The sequence below is a fragment of the Kitasatospora sp. NPDC127121 genome (assembly GCF_042677305.1).
Taxonomy (GTDB): Bacteria; Actinomycetota; Actinomycetes; order Streptomycetales; family Streptomycetaceae; genus Kitasatospora.
Genome location: NZ_JBHXTQ010000101.1, coordinates 1 through 20,494 on the forward strand (window position 1 = coordinate 1; position 20,494 = coordinate 20,494).

General features: G+C 71.7%; 21 protein-coding genes and 1 riboswitch. Of the genes, 16 read left to right on the forward strand and 5 right to left on the reverse strand.

Translation table 11 applies throughout. The features are described from left to right. Positions 1 to 188 precede the first annotated feature (188 nt). From ACFVHI_RS33225 to ACFVHI_RS33235, 3 genes are all read left to right on the forward strand, one after another. Positions 189 to 368, forward strand: coding sequence for a DUF6104 family protein (locus ACFVHI_RS33225; RefSeq protein WP_063347844.1), 180 nt, complete (start codon positions 189 to 191; stop codon positions 366 to 368). Positions 369 to 593: 225 nt separating this feature from the next. Next, positions 594 to 1,502, forward strand: a complete 909-nt coding sequence (locus ACFVHI_RS33230; RefSeq protein ID WP_063347845.1) for a DUF4097 family beta strand repeat-containing protein — start codon at positions 594 to 596, stop codon at positions 1,500 to 1,502. Position 1,503: 1 nt separating this feature from the next. Beyond that, positions 1,504 to 2,535 (forward strand): PadR family transcriptional regulator, encoded by a 1,032-nt coding sequence (locus ACFVHI_RS33235; protein ID WP_380345546.1) that lies wholly within the window; start codon positions 1,504 to 1,506, stop codon positions 2,533 to 2,535. A gap of 168 nt (positions 2,536 to 2,703) precedes the next feature. Here the strand turns inward: ACFVHI_RS33235 and ACFVHI_RS33240 are convergent, their stop codons facing one another. Further along, positions 2,704 to 3,666: a zinc-binding dehydrogenase gene (locus ACFVHI_RS33240; protein ID WP_380345548.1), complete on the reverse strand. Its 963-nt coding sequence runs from the start codon at positions 3,664 to 3,666 to the stop codon at positions 2,704 to 2,706. 124 nt (positions 3,667 to 3,790) lie between these two features. Further along, positions 3,791 to 4,984 (reverse strand): NADP-dependent malic enzyme, encoded by a 1,194-nt coding sequence (locus ACFVHI_RS33245; RefSeq protein ID WP_063347848.1) that lies wholly within the window; start codon positions 4,982 to 4,984, stop codon positions 3,791 to 3,793. Between the two features lie 1,008 nt (positions 4,985 to 5,992). On the opposite strand from ACFVHI_RS33245, the gene ACFVHI_RS33250 reads away from it, so the two are divergent. From ACFVHI_RS33250 to ACFVHI_RS33265, 4 genes are all read left to right on the forward strand, one after another. After that, positions 5,993 to 6,922, forward strand: a complete 930-nt coding sequence (locus ACFVHI_RS33250) for an ABC transporter substrate-binding protein (RefSeq protein WP_063347849.1) — start codon at positions 5,993 to 5,995, stop codon at positions 6,920 to 6,922. A gap of 37 nt (positions 6,923 to 6,959) precedes the next feature. Continuing rightward, positions 6,960 to 7,934 (forward strand): amino acid ABC transporter permease, encoded by a 975-nt coding sequence (locus ACFVHI_RS33255; protein ID WP_063347850.1) that lies wholly within the window; start codon positions 6,960 to 6,962, stop codon positions 7,932 to 7,934. Positions 7,935 to 7,975: 41 nt separating this feature from the next. Then, on the forward strand, positions 7,976 to 8,728 hold the full coding sequence (locus tag ACFVHI_RS33260) for an amino acid ABC transporter ATP-binding protein (protein ID WP_107453034.1): 753 nt from the start codon (positions 7,976 to 7,978) through the stop codon (positions 8,726 to 8,728). 113 nt (positions 8,729 to 8,841) lie between these two features. Further along, complete coding sequence (locus ACFVHI_RS33265; protein ID WP_380345551.1) at positions 8,842 to 9,432, forward strand: CGNR zinc finger domain-containing protein; 591 nt, start codon at positions 8,842 to 8,844, stop codon at positions 9,430 to 9,432. Positions 9,433 to 9,454: 22 nt separating this feature from the next. Here the strand turns inward: ACFVHI_RS33265 and sodX are convergent, their stop codons facing one another. Beyond that, on the reverse strand, positions 9,455 to 9,817 hold the full coding sequence (gene sodX, locus ACFVHI_RS33270; RefSeq protein WP_079136256.1) for a nickel-type superoxide dismutase maturation protease: 363 nt from the start codon (positions 9,815 to 9,817) through the stop codon (positions 9,455 to 9,457). 310 nt (positions 9,818 to 10,127) lie between these two features. Between sodX and sodN the strand changes: the two genes are divergently transcribed. The 7 genes from sodN to ACFVHI_RS33305 all read left to right on the forward strand — a co-directional run bounded on the left by sodN (position 10,128) and on the right by ACFVHI_RS33305 (position 16,086). Beyond that, positions 10,128 to 10,523 (forward strand): superoxide dismutase, Ni, encoded by a 396-nt coding sequence (gene sodN, locus ACFVHI_RS33275; RefSeq protein WP_063347853.1) that lies wholly within the window; start codon positions 10,128 to 10,130, stop codon positions 10,521 to 10,523. Positions 10,524 to 10,611: 88 nt separating this feature from the next. Beyond that, a riboswitch (cobalamin riboswitch) is annotated at positions 10,612 to 10,751 on the forward strand. 89 nt (positions 10,752 to 10,840) lie between these two features. After that, positions 10,841 to 11,923, forward strand: coding sequence for a FecCD family ABC transporter permease (locus ACFVHI_RS33280; protein WP_380345553.1), 1,083 nt, complete (start codon positions 10,841 to 10,843; stop codon positions 11,921 to 11,923). Then, positions 11,923 to 12,687, forward strand: a complete 765-nt coding sequence (locus tag ACFVHI_RS33285) for an ABC transporter ATP-binding protein (protein WP_380345555.1) — start codon at positions 11,923 to 11,925, stop codon at positions 12,685 to 12,687. Before ACFVHI_RS33280 ends, ACFVHI_RS33285 begins: the two co-directional genes overlap by 1 nt. 16 nt (positions 12,688 to 12,703) lie before the next feature. Further along, complete coding sequence (locus ACFVHI_RS33290) at positions 12,704 to 13,705, forward strand: ABC transporter substrate-binding protein (protein WP_380345566.1); 1,002 nt, start codon at positions 12,704 to 12,706, stop codon at positions 13,703 to 13,705. A gap of 71 nt (positions 13,706 to 13,776) precedes the next feature. Further along, positions 13,777 to 14,256, forward strand: a complete 480-nt coding sequence (locus tag ACFVHI_RS33295; protein WP_063347856.1) for a GNAT family N-acetyltransferase — start codon at positions 13,777 to 13,779, stop codon at positions 14,254 to 14,256. Positions 14,257 to 14,505: 249 nt separating this feature from the next. Next, on the forward strand, positions 14,506 to 14,916 hold the full coding sequence (locus tag ACFVHI_RS33300) for a hypothetical protein (protein WP_063347857.1): 411 nt from the start codon (positions 14,506 to 14,508) through the stop codon (positions 14,914 to 14,916). 159 nt (positions 14,917 to 15,075) lie between these two features. Next, the gene (locus ACFVHI_RS33305) at positions 15,076 to 16,086 is read left to right on the forward strand and encodes an RNA polymerase sigma factor SigF (RefSeq protein ID WP_244293368.1); all 1,011 of its coding nucleotides are present in this window, start codon (positions 15,076 to 15,078) and stop codon (positions 16,084 to 16,086) included. A 48-nt stretch (positions 16,087 to 16,134) separates the two neighbouring features. Here ACFVHI_RS33305 and ACFVHI_RS33310 read toward each other — a convergent pair whose 3' ends face one another. After that, positions 16,135 to 16,563, reverse strand: a complete 429-nt coding sequence (locus tag ACFVHI_RS33310; protein WP_159398434.1) for a hypothetical protein — start codon at positions 16,561 to 16,563, stop codon at positions 16,135 to 16,137. Positions 16,564 to 16,613: 50 nt separating this feature from the next. On the opposite strand from ACFVHI_RS33310, the gene ACFVHI_RS33315 reads away from it, so the two are divergent. Beyond that, positions 16,614 to 17,585 (forward strand): diacylglycerol kinase family protein, encoded by a 972-nt coding sequence (locus tag ACFVHI_RS33315; RefSeq protein ID WP_063347858.1) that lies wholly within the window; start codon positions 16,614 to 16,616, stop codon positions 17,583 to 17,585. A 383-nt stretch (positions 17,586 to 17,968) separates the two neighbouring features. After that, entirely contained in the window at positions 17,969 to 18,220 is a 252-nt protein-coding gene (locus tag ACFVHI_RS33320) for a WhiB family transcriptional regulator (RefSeq protein WP_014138019.1), read from the forward strand. A 517-nt stretch (positions 18,221 to 18,737) separates the two neighbouring features. On the opposite strand, the gene ACFVHI_RS33325 is transcribed toward ACFVHI_RS33320, so the two are convergent. Continuing rightward, complete coding sequence (locus ACFVHI_RS33325; protein ID WP_244293369.1) at positions 18,738 to 20,258, reverse strand: sensor histidine kinase; 1,521 nt, start codon at positions 20,256 to 20,258, stop codon at positions 18,738 to 18,740. Between the last annotated feature and the right edge of the window lie 236 nt (positions 20,259 to 20,494).

Consider the following 20,494-nt stretch of genomic DNA (forward strand, 5'->3'; position numbering starts at 1 on the left):
GCTCGGCCATGCGGCACGCCGCCGTGCTGCAGGCGCTTATCTATGTGGTATCCTCGCTCTGCGGCCCTTCGGCCCCCACGCGCTGGACCACCGACGCCCGGGCCCCCCGACCTCCCCGGGGAGACGGGGGCCGCGGGCGTCCCCGACTATCCTGACCAGGTCAATCCCCATCGGACCGGAGTGAACCCGTGTACTTCACCGACCGCGGCATCGAGGAGCTGCAGAACCGGCGCGGCGACGAGGAGGTCACCTTCGAGTGGCTGGCCGAGCGACTGCGCGAGTTCGTCGACCTCAACCCGGACTTCGAGATCCCCGTCGAGCGGTTGGCCACCTGGCTGGCCCGGCTCGACGACGAGGACGATGAGTGACCGGTGCGGTGCCGTTGCACTGAACCGCTGATGAGGGGCCCGGGAGGCGATCGCCTGCCGGGCCCCTCACGTATCCGCGCCCGCCCGTAGGGGGCGCCTCGGGGGCGGCTCCGGGGCGGCTCAGGGGCGGGATCCGGGACGGCACGCTTGACTTGCGCGTCACGCGATATATCGTCTTTAAAAGAGAACGCGATACATCGCGATCGGCAACGGGAGGCGGCAGAGATGAGCCAGTGGACGGTCGAGGGACCCGAGAGGATCACCATCGACGAGACGGTCCGGGCGCTGCACGTGCGGATCATCGAGGGCACGGTGAACGTGGTGGCGGCCGAGGGCCCGGCCCGCCTGGAGGTCACCGAGCTCCAGGGCGAGCCGCTGCACGTGACCCTGGTGGACGGCGTCCTGACGGTCACCTACAAGGACATCAACAGCTGGGGCGAGTTCGGCGACCGGCTCAAGTCGGTCGACGCGGTCAAGGGCTTCTTCAGCTCCTTCAAGCGCAAGCGGGTCGCCGGCGTCACCCTGACCGTCCCGGCCGACGCCGAGGTCAAGGTCGGCACCGTCTCGGCCGACGCCACCGTCTCCGGGATCACCGGGCACGTCTCGGTGCAGAGCGCCAGCGGCGACGCCACCCTGGTCGGCCTGACCGGCCGCACCGAGGCCAACACCGTCACCGGCGACGTCGACGCCCAGTCGGTGGCCGGCCAGCTCAAGGTCAACACCGTCTCCGGCCAGCTCACCGTCGTCGCCGGCACCGCCGACCGGGTCCAGGCCAACGCCGTCACCGGCGCCGTCACCCTGGACCTCGACGTCGCCAGCCCGGCCGACGTCAAGGTCACCACCGTCAGCGGCCCGGTCGTCATCCGGATCCCCTCGCTGGCCGACGCCAAGGTCGAGGCCGGCTCCACCAGCGGCGACATCTCCAGCACCTTCGACGGCCTCAAGCTCAGCGGCAGCTGGGGCGCCAAGCGCCTGTCCGGCCAGCTCGGCGACGGCCGGGGCAGCCTCGCCGTGACCACCGTCTCCGGCGGCGTCACCGTGCTGCGCCGCCCCGACCCCGAGGACGAGTCGCCGGTGGTCGTCAAGGAGCTCCCGGCCGGACTCGGCAAGCCCGACCTCACCAAGGAGGCGTGAGATGACGCCCGTGTTCGGCCACGGCCGGCTCCGGCTCTACCTGCTGAAGCTGCTCGACGAGGCCCCGCGGCACGGCTACGAGGTGATCCGCCTGCTGGAGGAGCGCTTCCAGGGCCTGTACGCGCCCTCCGCCGGGACGGTCTACCCCCGGCTCGCCAAGCTGGAGCAGGAGGGCCTGGTCGCCCACAACACCGAGGGCGGCCGCAAGGTCTACCGGCTGACCGACGCAGGGCGTGCCGAACTGGAAGCCCGCCAGGGCGAGTTGGACGACCTGGAAGTGGAGATCCACGACTCCGTGGCGCAGTTGGCCGGGGCGATCCGCGAGGACGTCCGGGACAGCGCCAAGGACCTGCGCGAGGAGCTGTGGCAGGCCGCCCGGCAGGCCCCCCGGCCGGACCGCGCCGAGGGCGGGGACCCGTGGTCCGGCCCGTGGGGCGACAACGAGTCCTGGCAGCGCGCCAAGGAGGAGTTCGCCCAGTTCAAGCGGCAGGCCAAGGACCAGGCCAAGCGCGCCCGGGAGCAGGAGAAGGCCGCCAAGGCCAAGGCGAAGGCCGCCGAGGAGGAGGCCCGCAGGCTGCGCGAGCAGGCCAAGGCCTCGCGGACGGCCGCGCAGCAGGAGGCACTGCGGATCAAGCGCCGGGTCGAGCAGCAGGTGCGCGAGCACGCCGCGAAGGGCGACTGGCCGACCGGCCTGGCCGAGGGCCTGGCCGAGCTGACCAAGGGCCTGTCCGGGCTGGCCGACGCGGCCCGCTGGGGCCATCCGGCCGACGGGTCGGCCGAGGAGGTCACCGTCACCCGGATCGACCTGGACAAGGACGAGCCGACCACCCCGACCGCCCCGGCCGACCTGCCGCCGTGGGCGCGGACCGACCCGGCCGGCGACCCGGCCCGCGAACTGGAGCGGCTGCTCGACCGCTTCCGCGACCAGGTCCGCGACGCGGCCCGGGACGGTGGCGTGAGCAACGACAAGCTGGCCGAGGCCCGCTCGGTGCTGGGCGCGGCCGGCGAGCGGCTGAAGCGCCTGCTCGGCTGACCGGCAGGCCGCCGGACCACCGGACCACCACCGGCCCGGCACGCTGGGCGGAGCGTGCCGGGCCGGTCCGCGTCAGGGCCGCACGGCGCCAGGATCACAAGACGTCACGGCGTCACGGCGTCACGGCGTCACGGCGTCACGGCGTCACGGCGTCACGGCGTCACGGCGTCACGGCGTCAGCACGATCTTGCCGAAGACGTCGCCCTTGGCGAGCCGCGCGAAGCCGTCCCGGGCCTCGGCCAGCGGCAGCACCGAGTCGATCACCGGCCGGACGCCGGTGGTCGCGCACAGCGAGAGCAGCCCGGCCAGTTCCTCCTTGGTGCCCATGGTCGAGCCGACCACCTTGAGCTCCAGGAAGAAGATCCGGTTCAGCTCGGTGGTGCTCGGGTTGGGGCCGGAGGTGGCACCGGAGATGACGACGGTGCCGCCCGGGCGCAGCGCCTTCACCGAGTGCGCCCAGGTCGCGGCGCCGACCGTCTCCATCACCGCGTCCACCCGGGCGGGCAGCCGGGCGCCGCTCTCGAAGGCGGCGTCGGCGCCGAGTTCGACCGCCCGGCGGCGCTTGGTCTCGTCCCGGCCGGTGACCCAGACCCGCAGCCCGGCGGCCTTGCCGAGGACGATCAGCGCGGTCGCCACGCCGCCGCCCGCGCCCTGCACCAGGACGGTGTCGCCGGGCTTGACCCCGGCGTTGGTGAACAGCATCCGGTAGGCCGTCAGCCAGGCCGTGGGCAGGCAGGCGGCCTCTTCGAAGCTGAGTTCGGCGGGCTTGGGCAGCAGGTTCCAGGTGGGCACGGCCACCTGCTGGGCGAAGGTGCCCTGGTAACGCTCGGTCAGGATGGACCGGGGCTCGTCCGGGCCGACCCCGTGGCCGCTCTGGCCGATCACCGAGTGGAGGACGACCTCGTTGCCGTGCTCGTCGACACCGGCGGCGTCGCAGCCGAGGATCATCGGCAGCCGTCCGGCGGGCAGGCCGACCCCGCGCAGCGACCACAGGTCGTGGTGGTTGAGGCTGGCGGCCCTGACCGTGACCACGCTCCATCCGGGGCGGGCCTGCGGCTCGGGGAGTTCGCCCAACTCCAGTCCGCTGAGCGGGTCATCGGCGTCGATACGTGCGGCGTAGGCAGCAAACATGCTGCGGACGATAGCCGCGCCGGCCGGGGCCGGGAACCACGCGCGGGTGTGACGCGTGTCCCGGCCCCGGCCGTGTCGGCGGCGCCGCTCACGCCGGGCCTGCCCGGCAGCGGCGCCCGGATCGTCAGATCCGGGCCACGCCCTCGGCCCGGGCGGCCTCGGCGACGGCCTTGGTGACCGCCGGGGCGACCCGCTCGTCGAACGGCGAGGGGATGACCTTCTGCGGCGTCAGCTCGTCGGCGACGACACCGGCCAGCGCCTTGGCGGCGGCCAGCTTCATGCCCTCGGTGATCCGGCTGGCCCGCACCTGGAGGGCGCCGGCGAAGATGCCGGGGAAGGCCAGCACGTTGTTGATCTGGTTCGGGAAGTCGCTGCGCCCGGTGGCGACGACCGCCGCGTACTTGTGCGCGACCTCGGGGTGGATCTCCGGGGTGGGGTTGGCCATCGCGAAGATGAACGCGCCCGCGGCCATGGTCGCGACGACCTCCTCCGGCACGGTGCCGCCGGAGACGCCGATGAACACGTCGGCGCCGGCCATCGCGTCGGCCAGGGTGCCCTTGAGGCCGGTGCGGTTGGTCAGTTCGGCGATCTCGGCCTTGACGTCGGTGAGGTCGCCGCGGCCGTCGTACACCACGCCCTTGCGGTCGCAGACCGCGACGTCGCCGATGCCCGCCGCCACCAGCATCTTGGCGATGGCGATGCCGGCCGCGCCGGCGCCGGAGATGACGGCCCGCAGCGAGCCGATCTCACGGCCGGTCACCTTGGCCGCGTTCCACAGGGCGGCGGTGGTGACGATCGCGGTGCCGTGCTGGTCGTCGTGGAAGACCGGGATGTCCACGGCCTCCTGGAGCCGGCGCTCGATCTCGAAGCAGCGGGGGGCGGAGATGTCCTCCAGGTTGACGCCGCCGAAGGAGGGCGCCAGCCGCACCACGGTCTCGACGATCTCGTCGACCTCGGTGCAGGCGAGCGCGATCGGCACCGCGTCCACGCCGCCGAACTGCTTGAACAGGATGGCCTTGCCCTCCATCACGGGCAGGGAGGCCTCCGGGCCGATGTCGCCGAGGCCCAGCACGGCGGTGCCGTCGGTGACCACGGCGACGGTGTTGGACTTCCAGGTGTAGTCGTTGACCAGCTCCGGCTGCTCGGCGATGGCCGTGCAGACGCGGGCGACACCGGGCGTGTAGGCGAGGGACAGGTCGTCCGCGTCGCGCACCGGGACGGTCGCCCTGATCTCCATCTTGCCGCCGCGGTGGAGCGCGAAAACGGCGTCGACCGGATCGACGGTGTCCTGGGTGCTGCTGATGATCTCCGCTGCCACGATGACCTCTTCGTCATTGATCTGGCGAGGGTGCGCGACCGACGGACAGGACGACCCGTCCGGAAACCGGAAACCGGGTACGCCGAAGCGGACCCGGGGGCTGGGTCGGGGCGCTGCCGTCGGGCGGCGCCCTCGGATGAGGGTTTTATGGGTCTTGTTGGTCCGCGTTGTGCTTCCGGGCCGAGCGTAGGTCGGACCAAGGCATCGCACCTATGCCTTTTCGTCCTCGTCACGTGCAGTTCATCGCCGAGCTGTCGCGTCACTGGGGCCCGGCGTCGGAAGCGCCGGGCTCCGGCGGCGGCAACGGTGATGGCGGCACGCGCACCCGCAGGAGTGAACGCAGACGCGCTGGGGAGTCGGCGTCCCGGATACGGAGCCACGTGATGACTTCCGTTCCCGGACACCCCGAGCCTGTCGGGGCTCGTCGGTCTGGTTCGAGCGTTCGGGGGTCACCCGGTACCGAATTCTGACACACCCGCTGCCGGGCCCGGGAGTGCGGGATGGCCGGATCGCATGTCCGCCATTTCGCGTACACCCGCGCGTCACCGTGGCGGCCGCACGTCCCTGCGCCATGGTCGACGGCGGCATCCGAGCCGGGGGCGGCGGGCCTCCGGGCACCGGGCAGAGGGATCTGCATACTTATGCACGGAGTGACAGGAACACGGAATAAGTCCGAATAGCGGACAGCCCGGGCCCTCGTTATCCGATTTTGATCTGGATGAGGGCCATCTGACCGTTCACAGATGGCAGGATTCCCCCCATCTCGGATCGAGCCGGCCACTGGTCGAGGCGGTTCGCTTGACGTCCACCTCGGCGGAGGGTGGCGGAAGCAGTACCCCGCAGCAACCTGGGCGGCCCGTCCGCACAGGCACCGCACCACCCGGCCCTGCACGTACGACGACGTACAGCGAAATACACCCGTACAGCGCCGTACGAACCTGCCGCCCCGGTGTGCCGCCCCCCGCGGCGCGCTCCGCCCGCCCTCTCCCTCAGGAGGAGATCCCCCTCATGACCGCCCGTACCCAGCGCACCCGGCTTCTCGCGGCCGGCGCGGTTGCCGCCTCCGTCACCCTCGTCCTGACCGGCTGCAGCAGCAGCAAGAGCGACGGCGGCAGCGGCGCGCCCAACGCCTCCGCGACCGTCAACGCGGTCAAGGCCGACGACAAGCTCGCCGCCCTCGTCCCCGCCGACGTCAAGTCCTCCGGCAAGCTCCTGGTCGGCGCGGACGCCTCGTACGCGCCGGACGAGTTCAAGGACGACAGCGGCAAGGTCATCGGCATGGACGTGGACCTGGCCAACGCCATCGCGGCCAAGCTCGGGCTGAAGGCCGACGTCCAGGACTCCGGCTTCACCGCGATCATCCCCGGCATCCAGTCGAACAAGTTCCAGCTCGGCATGTCGTCCTTCACGGACAACAAGGAGCGCGAGCAGGTCGTCGACATGGTGACCTACTTCAACTCCGGCAGCGCCATCGCGGTCAAGAAGGGCAACCCCGACAAGGTCGACCCCAACGACCTGTGCGGCAAGAAGGTCGCCGTCCAGACCGGCACCACCCAGGCCGACGAGATCAAGGACACCCGCAACCCGGACTGCGCCAAGAACGGGAAGCCGGGCATCCAGAACGACGGCGACAAGTTCGACCTCCAGACGGACGTCACCAACGCCGTCGTCTCCGGCCGCGACCAGGCCATGATGGCCGACTCCCAGGTCGTCGACTACGCGATCAAGCAGGCCGGCGGCCAGCTGGAGAAGCTCGGCTCCACCTACGGCGTGGCCCCCTACGGCGTCGCCGTCGCCAAGGGCTCCAAGCTCACCCCCGCGATCCAGGGCGCCGTCCAGTCGCTGATCGACGACGGCACCTACAAGCAGATCCTCACCAAGTGGGGCGTCGAGTCCGGCGCCCTCGACAAGTCGACCGTCAACGGCGCCGTGAACTGACCGTCCGCCTGCTCCATCTCTCCCCCGAGGCCACACCGTGAACTCTCTGGACAAGGGGAAGGCGGAGGAGGGACGGCCTGAGACCATCAAGGCCGTCCCGGTCCGCCACCCCGGACGCTGGGTGGGCGCCGTCGTCATCGCCCTGCTTGCGGCGATGCTGCTGAGCGCCCTCTTCACCAACCCCGCTTTCAAGTGGGACATCGTCGGGCAGTACCTGTTCCACGACAGCATCGTGCACGGCATGGTCGTCACGCTGGAACTGACCGTCCTCTCCATGCTGATGGGCGTGATCGGCGGCATCGTCCTCGCCGTGATGCGCCTGTCCCCGAACCCCCTGCTCTCCGGCACCGCCTGGATGTACATCTGGGTCTTCCGCGGCACCCCGGTGCTGGTGCAGCTGGTGTTCTGGAACTTCCTCGGCCTGATCTGGGCCAAGCTGTCGATCGGCGTCCCGTGGGGGCCGGAGTTCTGGTCCGCGGACACCAACGTCCTGATCCCGACCTTCGTCGCCGCCCTGCTGGGCCTCGGCCTCAACGAGGCCGCCTACATGGCGGAGATCGTCCGCGGCGGCATCCAGTCGGTGGACGAGGGCCAGACCGAGGCCGCCCACGCGCTCGGCATGAGCCGGTTCCAGACCATGCGCCGGATCGTCCTGCCCCAGGCCATGCGGGTGATCATCCCGCCGACCGGCAACGAGACCATCTCGATGCTCAAGACCACCTCGCTGGTCAGCGTGATCTCCCTGGAGGAGATCTTCCGGGCCGGTCAGGTCATCTACTCCCGGAACTACCAGAACATCCCGCTGCTGATCGTGGTCAGCCTCTGGTACCTGTTCTTCACCTCGCTGCTGACCATCGGCCAGTACTACATCGAGCGCTACTACGCCCGCGGCTCCAACCGGACCCTCCCGCCCACCCCGGTGCAGCGGCTGCGGGGCCTGTTCGCCGGGAAGCCCGCCCCGAAGACCGGCGCCGACGTCGTCCCGGGGCTTGAGGGAGGTGGTCACGTATGACCGGCCTGAGCAAGACCCCGGCCGCCGCCACCGGGCAGCCGATGGTGCGCGCCGAGAGCGTCCACAAGTCCTACGGCTCCGTGCACGTGCTCAAGGGCATCGACCTGGAGGTCAAGCAGGGCGAGGTGTTCTGCCTGATCGGCCCCTCCGGCTCCGGCAAGTCGACCTTCCTGCGGTGCATCAACCACCTGGAGAAGATCAACGGCGGACGCCTCTGGGTGGACGGCGAACTGGTCGGCTACCAGCAGAAGGGCGACAAGCTCTACGAGCTCAAGGACCGCGAGGTCGCCGTCAAGCGGCGCGACATCGGCATGGTCTTCCAGCGCTTCAACCTGTTCCCGCACATGACGGCCGTCGAGAACGTCATGGAGGCCCCGGTCCAGGTCAAGGGCGAGAGCAAGGCCGCCGCCCGGGAGCGGGCGATGGTCCTGCTGGAGCGGGTCGGCCTCGCCGACAAGGCGAAGAACTACCCCTCCCAGCTCTCCGGCGGCCAGCAGCAGCGCGTCGCGATCGCCCGCGCGCTGGCCATGAAGCCCAAGCTGATGCTGTTCGACGAGCCCACCTCGGCGCTCGACCCCGAACTGGTCGGCGACGTCCTCGACGTCATGCGCGGCCTCGCCGAGGAGGGCATGACCATGGTGGTCGTCACCCACGAGATGGGCTTCGCCCGCGAGGTCGGCGACGCGCTGGTGTTCATGGACGGCGGTGTGGTGGTCGAGTCCGGCAACCCCCGCGAGGTGCTCACCGACCCCCGGCACGAGCGCACCCGCGCCTTCCTCTCCAAGGTGCTGTAGAACCGTACCGACCGGCGCCCGGCAGGCTGCTCCTGCCGGGCGCCGACGTTTTCCCCACCCAGGTAATAGGCTGGACGCAATCAGCCCGTTACCGACCTTTTGGAAGGACCTCCGTGGAGCTCGCCTCGTACGCCGATCTCGCCGTTCGGCTGGTGAACACCGAGGAGCCCGAACGCGGCACCGACACGCTGACGTCCGTGGACGCGGTGCGCGGCCTGTTCTCCGACTCCTCGCGGGCCGCCGCACAGGCCGACGAGTCCGACCTGCCCCGGCTGCGGGCGGTGCGGACCAGGCTGCGCGGGGTCTTCGAGGCCGCCGCCGAGGGCGACGAGATCCGGGGCGTCGACCTGCTGAACAGCCTGCTGATGGAGTACCCGGTCAGCCCGCTGGTCTCCGGGCACGACTACCTGGACGACGCCGGCCGGCCGCGCTGGCACCTGCACCTGGCCGACAACTCGCCGACCGCCACCGCGCACTTCAGCGCGGTCGCCTGCATGGGCCTGGCCGTCCACCTGACCGAGCTGGGCGCCGACCGGCTCGGCATCTGCCAGGCCGCGCCCTGCCGCAACGCCTACCTGGACACCTCGACCAACCGCTCCCGCCGCTACTGCTCGGACCGCTGCGCGACCCGCGCCAACGTCGCCGCGTACCGGGCCCGCAAGCGCCAGGAGGCCGAGGCCACGGCACTCGGCGCCGCCGGCTAGGTCCCCGGCAGGGCCCAGGGGGTCAGAGCTGCTCCGCCCAGACGCCCAGGCGGCGGGCCAGGCCCGGCACCCGGGCCAGCCGGGTGCTCAGCAGCAGCCGCTCCAGCCGCCGCCCCGGCGCCAGCCAGGCCGGGCGCGGGCGCAGCCTCAGCAGCACCCGGCCGAGCACCAGTTCGTCCGGGACCGGGCCGTAGCTTCGGCTGTCGCTGTCCACCGGCCGGTTGTCGGACAGCAGCCACCAGCCCCTCGGACGCCGCTCGGCGGCCCGCTTCACCACCAGCAGGTCCTGCTGGAAGGGGTGCCGGAAGAGCACCACCGCGCCGGGCCGGATCGGCGCGCCGTAGCGCACCAGCAACTGGTCGCCCTCGCGCAGGGTCGGGACCATCGACGGGCCCGCCACGTCGACCAGCCCGAACGGCACCGCGCCGCCGCCCCGCCCCCGGGGTTCCGTGCCCGCCGGTTCCGTGCCCGCTGGTTCCGTGCCCGCTGGTTCCGTGCTCCGCGCCACGACTCCTCCTCCCGGACCGCCCGGTCCCAGTCTGCCGTACGGACCGTCACCCCGTTCGATCCGTTCGATGTCCGGATTACCCCGGTTCCGGGTCCGCCTTTTGCCCTAGGCCCACCGCCCGATCGCGAAACCCCGGGGGCGGAAGGGTAATCTCGGGCGCGGGAAGACGATCTAAGGAAGGACTCCCATGTTCTCTCGTCTGTTTGCACCGCGCGCCACCGCCCACGCCCACTGTGACCTGCCCTGCGGCGTGTACGACCCGGCGCAGGCCCGGATCGAGGCCGAGTCGGTCAAGGGCACCCAGGAGAAGTACCAGGCCAACGAGGACCCGGCTTTCCGCACCCGCGCCCTGATCATCAAGGAGCAGCGTGCCGAGGCCGTCAAGCACCACATCTCGGTGCTGTGGAGCGACTACTTCAAGGCCCCGCACTTCGAGAAGTACCCGCAGCTGCACCAGCTGATCAACGACACCCTGAAGGCCGCCTCGGCCGCCAAGGCGTCCACCGACCCCGCCACCGGCCAGGCCCTGCTGGACCTGATCGCCGAGGTCGACAAGATCTTCTGGGAGACCAAGCAGGCCTGAGCCTGACGCGTCGCCACCCGACCGCCCCCGTCCGCGAGCCCGGACGGGGGCGGTCGTGCGTTCACGCCCCACCCGAGCCCGGTAAGGGTTGCCTAGCCTGAGTGGCTGTTATGCTGCCAGGGCGTCCGAGGGGGAAGTCCGGTGTGAATCCGGCGCTGACCCGCAACGGTGAGCACGGCCTTCGGGGCCGTGCCAGCCCGATCGCCCCCGGCCGCTGAACTCCCGACAACTCGCCGTGGACTGCGAGGGGATGGCGCCCGGGCCCGCGCCCGACCGGTGCCGCCCCCGCGCACCCGCGGCCCGAGGCAAGGCGCACCGTGAGCAGCACCGCAGCCGCGGGCAGTGGCGCAACGAGCCCGCCCGCCCGCCGAATACCCGCCCTCCCGCTCGCCGTCGGCCTGGCCGCCGCCCTGCTGCTCTCGCTGCTCTGCGGCGTGGCGCTGGGCGCCTCCGGGATCGGCCTGCCCCGCGTCCTGCGGCTGCTGGCCGCCGGGCTGACGGGCGGACGGCTGGAGGCGGAGGAGGCCGCCGCCTACGCGATCGTCTGGGAGATCCGGCTGCCGCGCGCCGTGCTGGCCGCCGTGGTCGGCGCCGGGCTGGCCGCCACCGGGGTCGCCGTCCAGGCCCTGGTGCGCAACGCGCTGGCCGACCCGTTCGTGCTCGGCATCTCCTCCGGCGCGGCCGTCGGCGCCAACGCGGTGCTGCTGCTCGGCGCCTTCGCCTCGCTCGGGGTGTGGGCGATCTCGGCCTCCGCGTTCGGCTCCGCGCTGGTCGCCATGGTGCTGGTCTACCTCGCGGCGCGGACGGCCTACGGGCTCACCCCGCTGCGGCTGGTGCTCACCGGCACCGCGCTCTCCTACGGCTTCTCCGCCGCCACCGCGCTGATGGTCTTCGCGGCCGCCCGCGGCGAGGCCGCCCGGGACGCCATGATGTGGCTGCTCGGCAGCCTCGGCGGCGCCACCTGGGGCTCCGTGCCGATCGCCGCCGCCACCGTGCTGGCCGGCCTGGCGTACCTGGCCTGCGCCGCCGGCCGGCTGGACGCGCTCGCCATGGGCGACGAGACGGCCGCCTCGCTGGGCGTGGACCCGGACCGGCTGCGCCGCGAGCTGTTCGTGGTGACCGCCGCCGTCACCGGCACAGTGGTGGCCGTCAGCGGGGCGATCGGCTTCGTCGGGCTGATGGTGCCGCACCTGGCCCGGATGCTGGTCGGCGCCGGGCACCGCCGGGTGCTGCTGGTCGCGCCGCTCGCCGGGGCGCTGCTGCTGGTCTGGGTGGACATCGTCTCGCGCACCCTGCTGGCGCCCGCCGAACTGCCGGTCGGGGTGGTCACCGCGGTGCTCGGGGTGCCCTGTTTCCTGCTGCTGATGCGCCGTCGCGGCTATTCCTTCGGAGGCCGCTGATGGATCTCGCCCTGGACTCCGTCTCGGTCGAGCTGGCCGGTGCCCGGCTGGTCCACGACGTCGCCCTGGACGCCGCCGCCGGGCAGGTGGTCGGACTGATCGGACCGAACGGCAGCGGCAAGTCGACGCTGCTGCGCTGCGTCTACCGGGCGCTGCGGCCGGCCGCCGGGGCCGTCCTGCTGGACGGCACGGACCTGCACGCGCTGACCGCGCGCGAGGCCGCCCGGCGGGTGGCCGCACTCCCCCAGGAGCACTCCGCCGAGTTCGACTTCACGGTGGCCGAGGTGATCGCCATGGGCCGGCTGCCGCACCGGCGCGGCCTGGGCGGCCCGGGCGCGGACGACCACGCCCGCTGCACCGAGGCGCTGCGCAAGGTCGGCGCCGAGCAGTTGGCCGGGCGGGGCTTCCTGAGCCTGTCCGGCGGCGAGAAGCAGCGGGTGCTGATCGCCCGCGCGCTGGTCCAGGAGCCCCGGCTGCTGGTGCTGGACGAACCCACCAACCACCTGGACATCGCCCACCAGTTGGACGTGCTGGCGCTGGTCCGGGAGGCCGGCCCGACGGTGCTCACCGCGCTGCACGACCTCAACCTGGCGGCCGGCCACTGCGACCTGCTGTACGTGCTGCAAGCCGGCCGGATCGTCGCCTCGGGGCCGCCCGCCGAGGTGCTCCGACCCGCCCTGCTGGCCGAGGTGTTCGGCGTCCGGGCCACCCCCGTCCGGCACCCGGTGACCGGCGCCGTCCAACTGCTCTTCGACCGGATCTGACCCACCCCCCGAAGGAATCCCCGTGCGCACCAAGGCCGTTGCCATCACCGCCCTGCTCACCCTCGGGCTCACCGCCTGCGGCGCCGAGATCGCCCCGAGCGGCGACGCCCCCGCCGCCTCCGCCCACTACCCGGTGACCGTGGAGAACTGCGGCGCCAAGCTCACCTTCCCGCAGAAGCCCGCCCGGACGGTGACCAACGACGTCGGCATCACCGAGCTGATGCTCGCCCTCGGCCTGGCCGACCGGATGGCCGGCTACGTGATGCCCGACGACAAGGGCCGGGTCGACCAGGTCGCCTGGAAGGACGGCTACCAGCAGACCGCGTGGCTCTCCAAGAAGGAGATCACCAAGGAGATCGTGCTGGGCGCCAAGGCCGACCTGGTCTTCGCCGGCTGGCACTACGGCTTCGACGAGGGCCGCGGCTTCACCCCGCAGGCGCTGGGGGACCTCGGCATCGCCTCGTACGTGCTCAGCGAGTCCTGCCGCAGCGGCAAGGGCACCGAGCGCGGTGTGATGTCCCCGCTGGACGCGCTCTACACCGACCTGGCCAACCTCGGCGAGATCTTCGACGTCCGCGACCGGGCGGACAAGCTGGTCGCCGGTTTCAAGGCGCAGGTCGCCGCCGCCCCGCAGCCCGAGCGCCGGCCGTCCGTGTTCCTGTACGACAGCGGGCAGGACAAGCCGTACACCGCCGGGAAGTTCGCCGCGGCCGACGAGATCATCGCCAAGGCCGGCGGGGCCAACGTGATGGGCGACCTCGCGGACACCTGGGTCACCGTCGGCTGGGAGAGCGTGGTGCAGCGCGACCCCGAGGTGATCCTGATCAACAACTACGGCGAGACCGGCGCCGACGCCAAGCGCGCCTTCCTGAAGTCCTTCCCGCCGCTGGCCGGCGTCTCGGCGGTCAGGAACGACCGGATCTTCGTCCTGGACTACGTCGACCTGGTGGAGAGCCCGCGCAACCCGGCCGCGATCGCCGCGCTGGCCGACTACCTGCGCACCGTCCCGGCCCGCTGACCCGCCCGCCCCCGGCCCGGGCCCCGATCAGGGCCTGGGCCGCGGGCGGGGGCGCGCAGTAGGCTCGCGGCATGATCCGCACCGCCGTCGTGACCGACGTTCCCGTCATCCTCGCCCTGATCCGCGAGCTCGCGGAGTACGAGAAGGCCCCGCAGGAGGCCGTGGCCACCGAGGAGCAGCTGCGCGACGCCCTGTTCGGCGCCAACCCGGCGCTGTTCGGCCTGATCGCCGAGGACGACGCCACCGGCGAGCCGGTCGGCTTCGCGGTCTGGTTCCTCAACTTCTCGACCTGGCGCGGCACCCACGGGATCTACCTGGAGGACCTGTACGTCCGCCCGCAGTCCCGCGGCGGCGGCCACGGCAAGGCGCTGCTGCTGGAACTGGCGCGGATCGCCGTCGAGCGCGGCTACGCGCGGGTGGAGTGGTCGGTGCTCGACTGGAACACGCCCTCGATCGACTTCTACAAGTCCCTCGGCGCGGTGCCGATGGACGGCTGGACCGTCTACCGGCTCACCGGCGAGGCGCTCGCCGCCGCCGGCGGCGGTCACTGAACGGACCGTCCGAACCCCTGCCACCCTGCGTCGCGATGGCTTACCATGAGTGACTCCCGAGCCCCGGCCGGCGTGCGGAAGGCGGTAAGGTCTCAGGCGGATACGCGGCGTCCGGTCGTCCCGCGAAGGGTATGACCGGTACGTACCGCACCACCCCTCTGGACAGTTGGGGCGAAGCAGTTGAGCCAAGCAACAGACAGTGCCGCGGCCACCGGCCCGGAAGCACAGCGCGTCACCCAGGAGGTGAGGGTGTCCCAGATCGACGGCGAGCCCGGAGTGCAGGACTTCGTGGAGGTCCGGCTGCCCGCGGCGGGTGCCTACCTCTCGGTCCTGCGAACAGCGACGGCCGGCCTGGCGGCACGGCTCGACTTCACCCTCGACGAGATCGAGGACCTGCGGATCGCGGTCGACGAGGCCTGCGCCATCCTGCTCCAGCAGGCGGTGCCAGGCTCCGTCCTGACCTGCGAGTTCCGGCTGGTCGGCGACTCGCTGAAGGTGACCGTCACCGCCCCCACCACCGACGGGAAGGCGCCCGAACGGGACACCTTCGCCTGGACGGTGCTCTCCGCCCTGGCCGGCGAGGTCGACTCCTCGGTCGGCGAGGACAAGACCGTGTCGATCAGCCTGCACAAGAAGCGCGGCGGCCCCGTCGCCCACTAGCCGGGGCGTCGACCAGCACCGCACAAGGGCCGTCCGCCCGGTCCCCGATCAGGGGCCGGGCGGGCGGCGCCCGGTACCGCCCCCCACGCGGTACGACCAACGAGACGATGCCGGGGCCCGAGGGCCCCGGTGCTCCCGGAACGGAACGGGGGAATGGCCGTGAGTGATCTGGACCGTACCGGCCTCGCGACGGCGGGACCTGCCGTACCGACCCAGGCGAGCGTTCCTGGCCTCGCCGCCAACGACGATGCGCACCCGAAGGACGCCCACCGGATGAGCCACCCGACCGAGCCGACGTCTGAACCGTCGCCCGCATCCCCGCCCCCGTCCGATCCGGCGGACGAGGCCGCGGACCTGCGCACCGCGGTGCCCGTCCAGGCGCCGGCCCCGGCCCCGGCCCCGCACCGCTCGGGCGCACCGGACCGGGAGGCGGCCCGCGCGCTGTTCGTCCGGCTGTCCGCGCTGCCCGACGGCTCCCCGGAGCGCGTCGAGCTGCGCAACCAGCTGGTGCGGATGCACATCCCGCTGGTCGAGCACCTGGCCCGGCGGTTCCGCAACCGGGGCGAGCCGCTGGACGACCTGACCCAGGTCGCCACCATCGGCCTGATCAAGTCGGTGGACCGCTTCGACCACGAGCGCGGGGTCGAGTTCTCCACCTACGCCACGCCGACCATCGTCGGCGAGATCAAACGGCACTTCCGCGACAAGGGCTGGGCGGTCCGGGTGCCGCGCCGCCTCCAGGAGCTGCGGCTGTCGCTCACCACGGCGACCAGCGAGCTCTCCCAGCGGCACGGGCGCTCCCCCACGGTGCACGAGCTCGCCGAGCACCTGGGGATCTCCGAGGAGGACGTCCTGGAGGGCCTGGAGTCCGCCAACGCGTACTCCACGCTGTCCCTGGACGTCCCGGACAGCGACGACGAGTCGCCGGCCGTGGCGGACACCCTCGGCGCCACCGACGAGGCGCTGGAGGGCGTCGAGTACCGCGAGTCGCTCAAGCCGCTGCTGGCCCAACTGCCGCCCCGGGAGCAGAAGATCCTGGTGCTGCGGTTCTTCCGGAACATGACACAGTCGCAGATCGCCGCCGAGGTGGGGATCTCCCAGATGCACGTGTCCCGCCTGCTGGCCCGGACCTTGACCCAGCTGCGGGAGAAGCTCCTGGTGGAGGAGTAGGACTGACGGCCGCTCAACCGGCGGCCGACCCCCGGCGGCCCTGTGCGCTCAGCCCTCGTGCGACGCGTACAGGGCCGCCGTCGACTTCGGGTTCAGCAGCGCGCCGATGCCGACCAGTCCGAGCAGGCCGACCAGCACGCCGACGCCGATCATCGCGCCGCCGCTCTCCAGCATGTAGTACCCGATCGGCAGGCAGATCGAGTTGGTGAGCACGGCCGGGCTGCGGCCCCAGCGGCGCTCCTTGAGCAGCGCGCGGGCGGCCAGCACCGGCAGCACGCCGAGCAGCACGATGACCAGGCCGCCGAACTCGTTCAGGGCGAGCTGCTTGGACTGGCCGGACAGCGCGGACACCATGTCCCAGACGCCGACGACGGCCAGCGCGGCGCCCTCCAGGGCGGTGATGGCGGCGCCCACGGTCAGCGCCAAGGGGCGGGCCGGGCCCGCCGTGGGTACGGGTGCGGAGGATTCTGCGGTCACTCCAGCAGGGTAGCCGCCGGTTGGTCCGTACCGACCCGTAGGCTTTCCCCATGCGCGCTCTCCTGGTCGTGAACCACAAGGCCACCACCACCAGTGGCCGCACCAGGGACGTACTGATCCACGCGCTGCGCAGCGACCTCAAGCTGGAGGTGGCCGAGACGCAGTACCGGGGCCACGCCCGCGACCTGGCCCGCGAGGCCTCGGAGGACGGCACGGTCGACCTGGTGGTGGCGCTCGGCGGCGACGGCACCGTGAACGAGGTGGTGAACGGGCTGCTCACGCACGGCCCGGGCGAGAAGGTCCCGCGACTGGCCGTGGTGCCGGGCGGTTCGACCAATGTGTTCGCCCGCGCGCTGGGTCTGCCCAACGACCCGGTGGAGGCCACCGGCGCCCTGCTGTACGCGCTGGAGCACGGGAGCGAGCGGCCGGTCGGTCTGGGCAAGGCGATGACCGACGGGCTGCCGGACCGCTGGTTCACCTTCACCGCCGGCCTGGGCTTCGACGCCGGGGTGGTCGGCCGGGTCGAGGAGCAGCGCCGGTTGGGGCGCAAGTCCACCCACGCGCTCTATGTGGGGCAGGCGCTGCGGCACTACGTCACCCAGCGTGAGCAGCGTCGTTCCGGGCCTGTGGCCCTGGAACTACCGGGCCGAGAAGGCGTGCCGGGCCTGGCCCTGGCCATAGTCAGCAACACCTCGCCGTGGACGTTCCTCGGCAACCGCCCGGTGTACCCCTCACCGCTCGCCTCCTTCGACACTGATCTCGACGTCTTCGGGATCACCCGGATGACGGCGTTCGGCACCGTTCGAACGATCCGTCAGATCCTGCGGTCGTACGCCTCTTCGAGCGAAGGCGCCCCGCCGGCCGGCCCGTCCGGCAAGCACGTCGTCTCCTATCACGACGTCAGACACTTCACCTTGGTTTCAGAGGAACCGGCCCCGTTCCAGGTTGACGGGGACCACCTTGGAGACAGGAGTCGCGTCAGTTTCACAGGCGTACGGCGGGCACTGCGTGTGATTGTGTGACCGGAAGGGGGTTTCGCCCTTCTTCTCGAACGCACAAGCCCCCTTCACTCCATAGAAGTACTGGCTGTGAGCTAGGCGACACCGAAGAATCAAAAATTCCTCCCTGAAGGGGGTTGTATCCGGGCCCGAGGTTTGCGAACCTCTACATGGCGATCGGGACGCATCGCAGCGACGGCAACCTCAGAACCTGGCGGGTGTCGACCGCGGAACGTCCCTCGAATCGCCGAATCCCTCCCTAGCACAGACCACCCGGGCCCCGGCGGGCCTTTGGTCTCTTTTGCTGTTGCGGGATTCGTGAAAGCGTTCACATTCACAAGCCACATTCACAAGCCATCGATTATGCCGACCGGGTGCCCCCCGCCGGCAGGAGGAGTTGGACGACCATGGACTGGCGCCACCGCGCTGTCTGCCGCGAAGAGGACCCGGAGCTGTTCTTCCCGATCGGGAACACCGGTCCTGCTCTGCTGCAGATCGAGGAAGCCAAGGCCGTGTGCCGCCGCTGTCCGGTCATGGAGCAGTGCCTGCAGTGGGCTCTTGAGACCGGCCAGGATGCCGGCGTCTGGGGCGGTATGAGCGAGGACGAGCGTCGCGCGATGAAGCGCCGTGCCGCCCGCAACCGCGCCCGCACCGCCTGATCACACGCCGTAACACCAGCAGTAACCGAAACACCGATCAACACATGATCAAAGGCTTCCCTGCACCTCCTGGTGAAGCCTTCCGCACAAAGGGCCTTGCCTGGCGAGGTCCCGCGACACCGGACCGTCCAGCCACTTGATACTGTTCACTTAGAGCAATATCGTGGAGCTGTGGCGCTCACCGTGTGCAACGCACGGGCGAGGTGTCGCACCACCCAGAGCCCCCGTTCCGGCCGACTCCCCCCGACGGCCGGAACGGGTTGAGAGGCCCTGTCGACCCACCCCCCCCGGTCGACAGGGCCTCGTTTCTGTTTTCGCGCCCCGGTTTGTGTGCGCGCCCCGGCGCGCCCGCACCCTGGCACGCCCCCGCGCGGGCCGACCCGCGCCGGGCTCGTGGGGTGGACACCCGGCGCTTTCGCCGAGTGCACGCCCCCACCACGCGCCTCGCTGCACCTTTCCGCGGACCGCGGTGCGGACCGGACCGCGGACCGCACCGCACCGCAGACCGGTCGGCGGATCAGCGGACCGGGATCTCCAGGATCACCTTGGTGCCGCCGTCCGGACCGGCCACCATGTCGAAGGTGCCGCCCAACTCGCCGGTGGCCAGCGTGCGGACGATCTGCAGGCCGAGGTTGCCGGCCGTCTGTGGGTCGAACCCCTCGGGCATGCCGCGGCCGTCGTCCTGCACCGTGATCAGCAGGAACTCCTCCGGCCGGGCGCCGCCGTTCCAGCTGTCCGACCAGCCCGCCCCGGTCGCCGGGGCCCGCCCGCGCAGCGCGCTGACCTCCAGGTTCCCGGAGGCGGACGGGCCGAAGGCGTGCTCCAGCGCGTTCTGCAGCAGTTCGTTCAGCACCATCGACAGCGGGGTGGCCACCTCGGCGGACAGGATGCCGAAGCTGCCGCTGCGGCGGGTCGCCACCCGGCCGTCCTGGGACAGCTCCATCACCATCGCCAGCACCCGGTCGGCGATCTCGTCGAAGGCCACCTGCTCGTCCAGCGCCTGGGACAGCGTCTCGTGCACGATCGCGATCGAGCCGACCCGGCGCACCGCCTCGTCCAGCGCGGCCCGGCCGGCCTCCGACTCCATCCGGCGGGACTGCAGCCGCAGCAGGGCGGCGACGGTCTGCAGGTTGTTCTTCACCCGGTGGTGGATCTCCCGGATGGTGGCGTCCTTGGTCATCAGCTCGCGGTCGCGGCGGCGCAGTTCGGTGACGTCCCGGCAGAGCACCAGCGAACCGGTCAGCGTGCCCTTGGGCTTGAGCGGGATGGCCCGCAGGGTCACCACCCCGCCCTGCACCTCGACCTCGGTCTGCCGCGGCGCCCAGCCGCTCGCCAGCTTCACCAGCGCCTCGTGCACGGCCGCCCGGGAGGGCGGGACCAGTTCGGCGGTGGCCCGGCCCAGGTGGCTGCCGACCAGGTCGGTGGTGAGGCCGAGCCGGTGGTAGGCGGACAGGGCGTTGGGGCTGGCGTAGGTGACGATGCCGTCCGCGTCGAGCCGGATCAGGCCGTCGCCGACCCGGGGGGCGGCGTCCATGTCGATCTGTTCGACGCCGTGGAAGGGGAAGCTGCCGGCGGCGATCATCTGGGCCAGGTCGGAGGCGCTCTGCAGGTAGGTGAGCTCCAGCCGGCTGGGGGTGCGGACGGTCAGCAGGTTGGTGTTGCGGGCGATCACCCCGAGCACCTTGCCCTCGCGCCGGACCGGGATGGACTCGACCCGGACCGGCACCTCCTCGCGCCACTCCGGGTCGCCCTCGCGCACGATCCGGCCCTCGTCGAAGGCGGCGTCCAGCAGCGGGCGGCGCCCGCGCGGGACGAGGTGGCCGACCATGTCGTCCTGGTAGGAGGTGGGGCCGGTGTTGGGCCGCATCTGCGCCACCGAGACGTAGCGGATGCCGTCCCAGGTGGGGATCCACAGGACCAGGTCGGCGAAGGAGAGGTCGGAGAGAAGCTGCCACTCCGAGACCAGCATGTGGAGCCATTCCACATCGGCCCCGGTCAGGGTGGTGTGGCGGCGGACGAGTTCGTTCAGCGAGGGCACATGGCGAGAGTAGCGCCGCCGGTCGGGGCGCGGCGCGGCGGACCGGGGAACGGATCATGCGCCGGGCCTGCGGCGGAGCCCGCTTCCCGAAGTTGTCCAGACCAATTTCCGGAGCGGCCTGGACAACCCAGATTGGTCTAGTCCACAATGAAAGGGCACCAAGGAGAGGCCCACCGCGCAACTGCCCTGACCGCGCGAGGCCTTTCCTCGGTCGGACGCCGCCGAACGAGGACCCC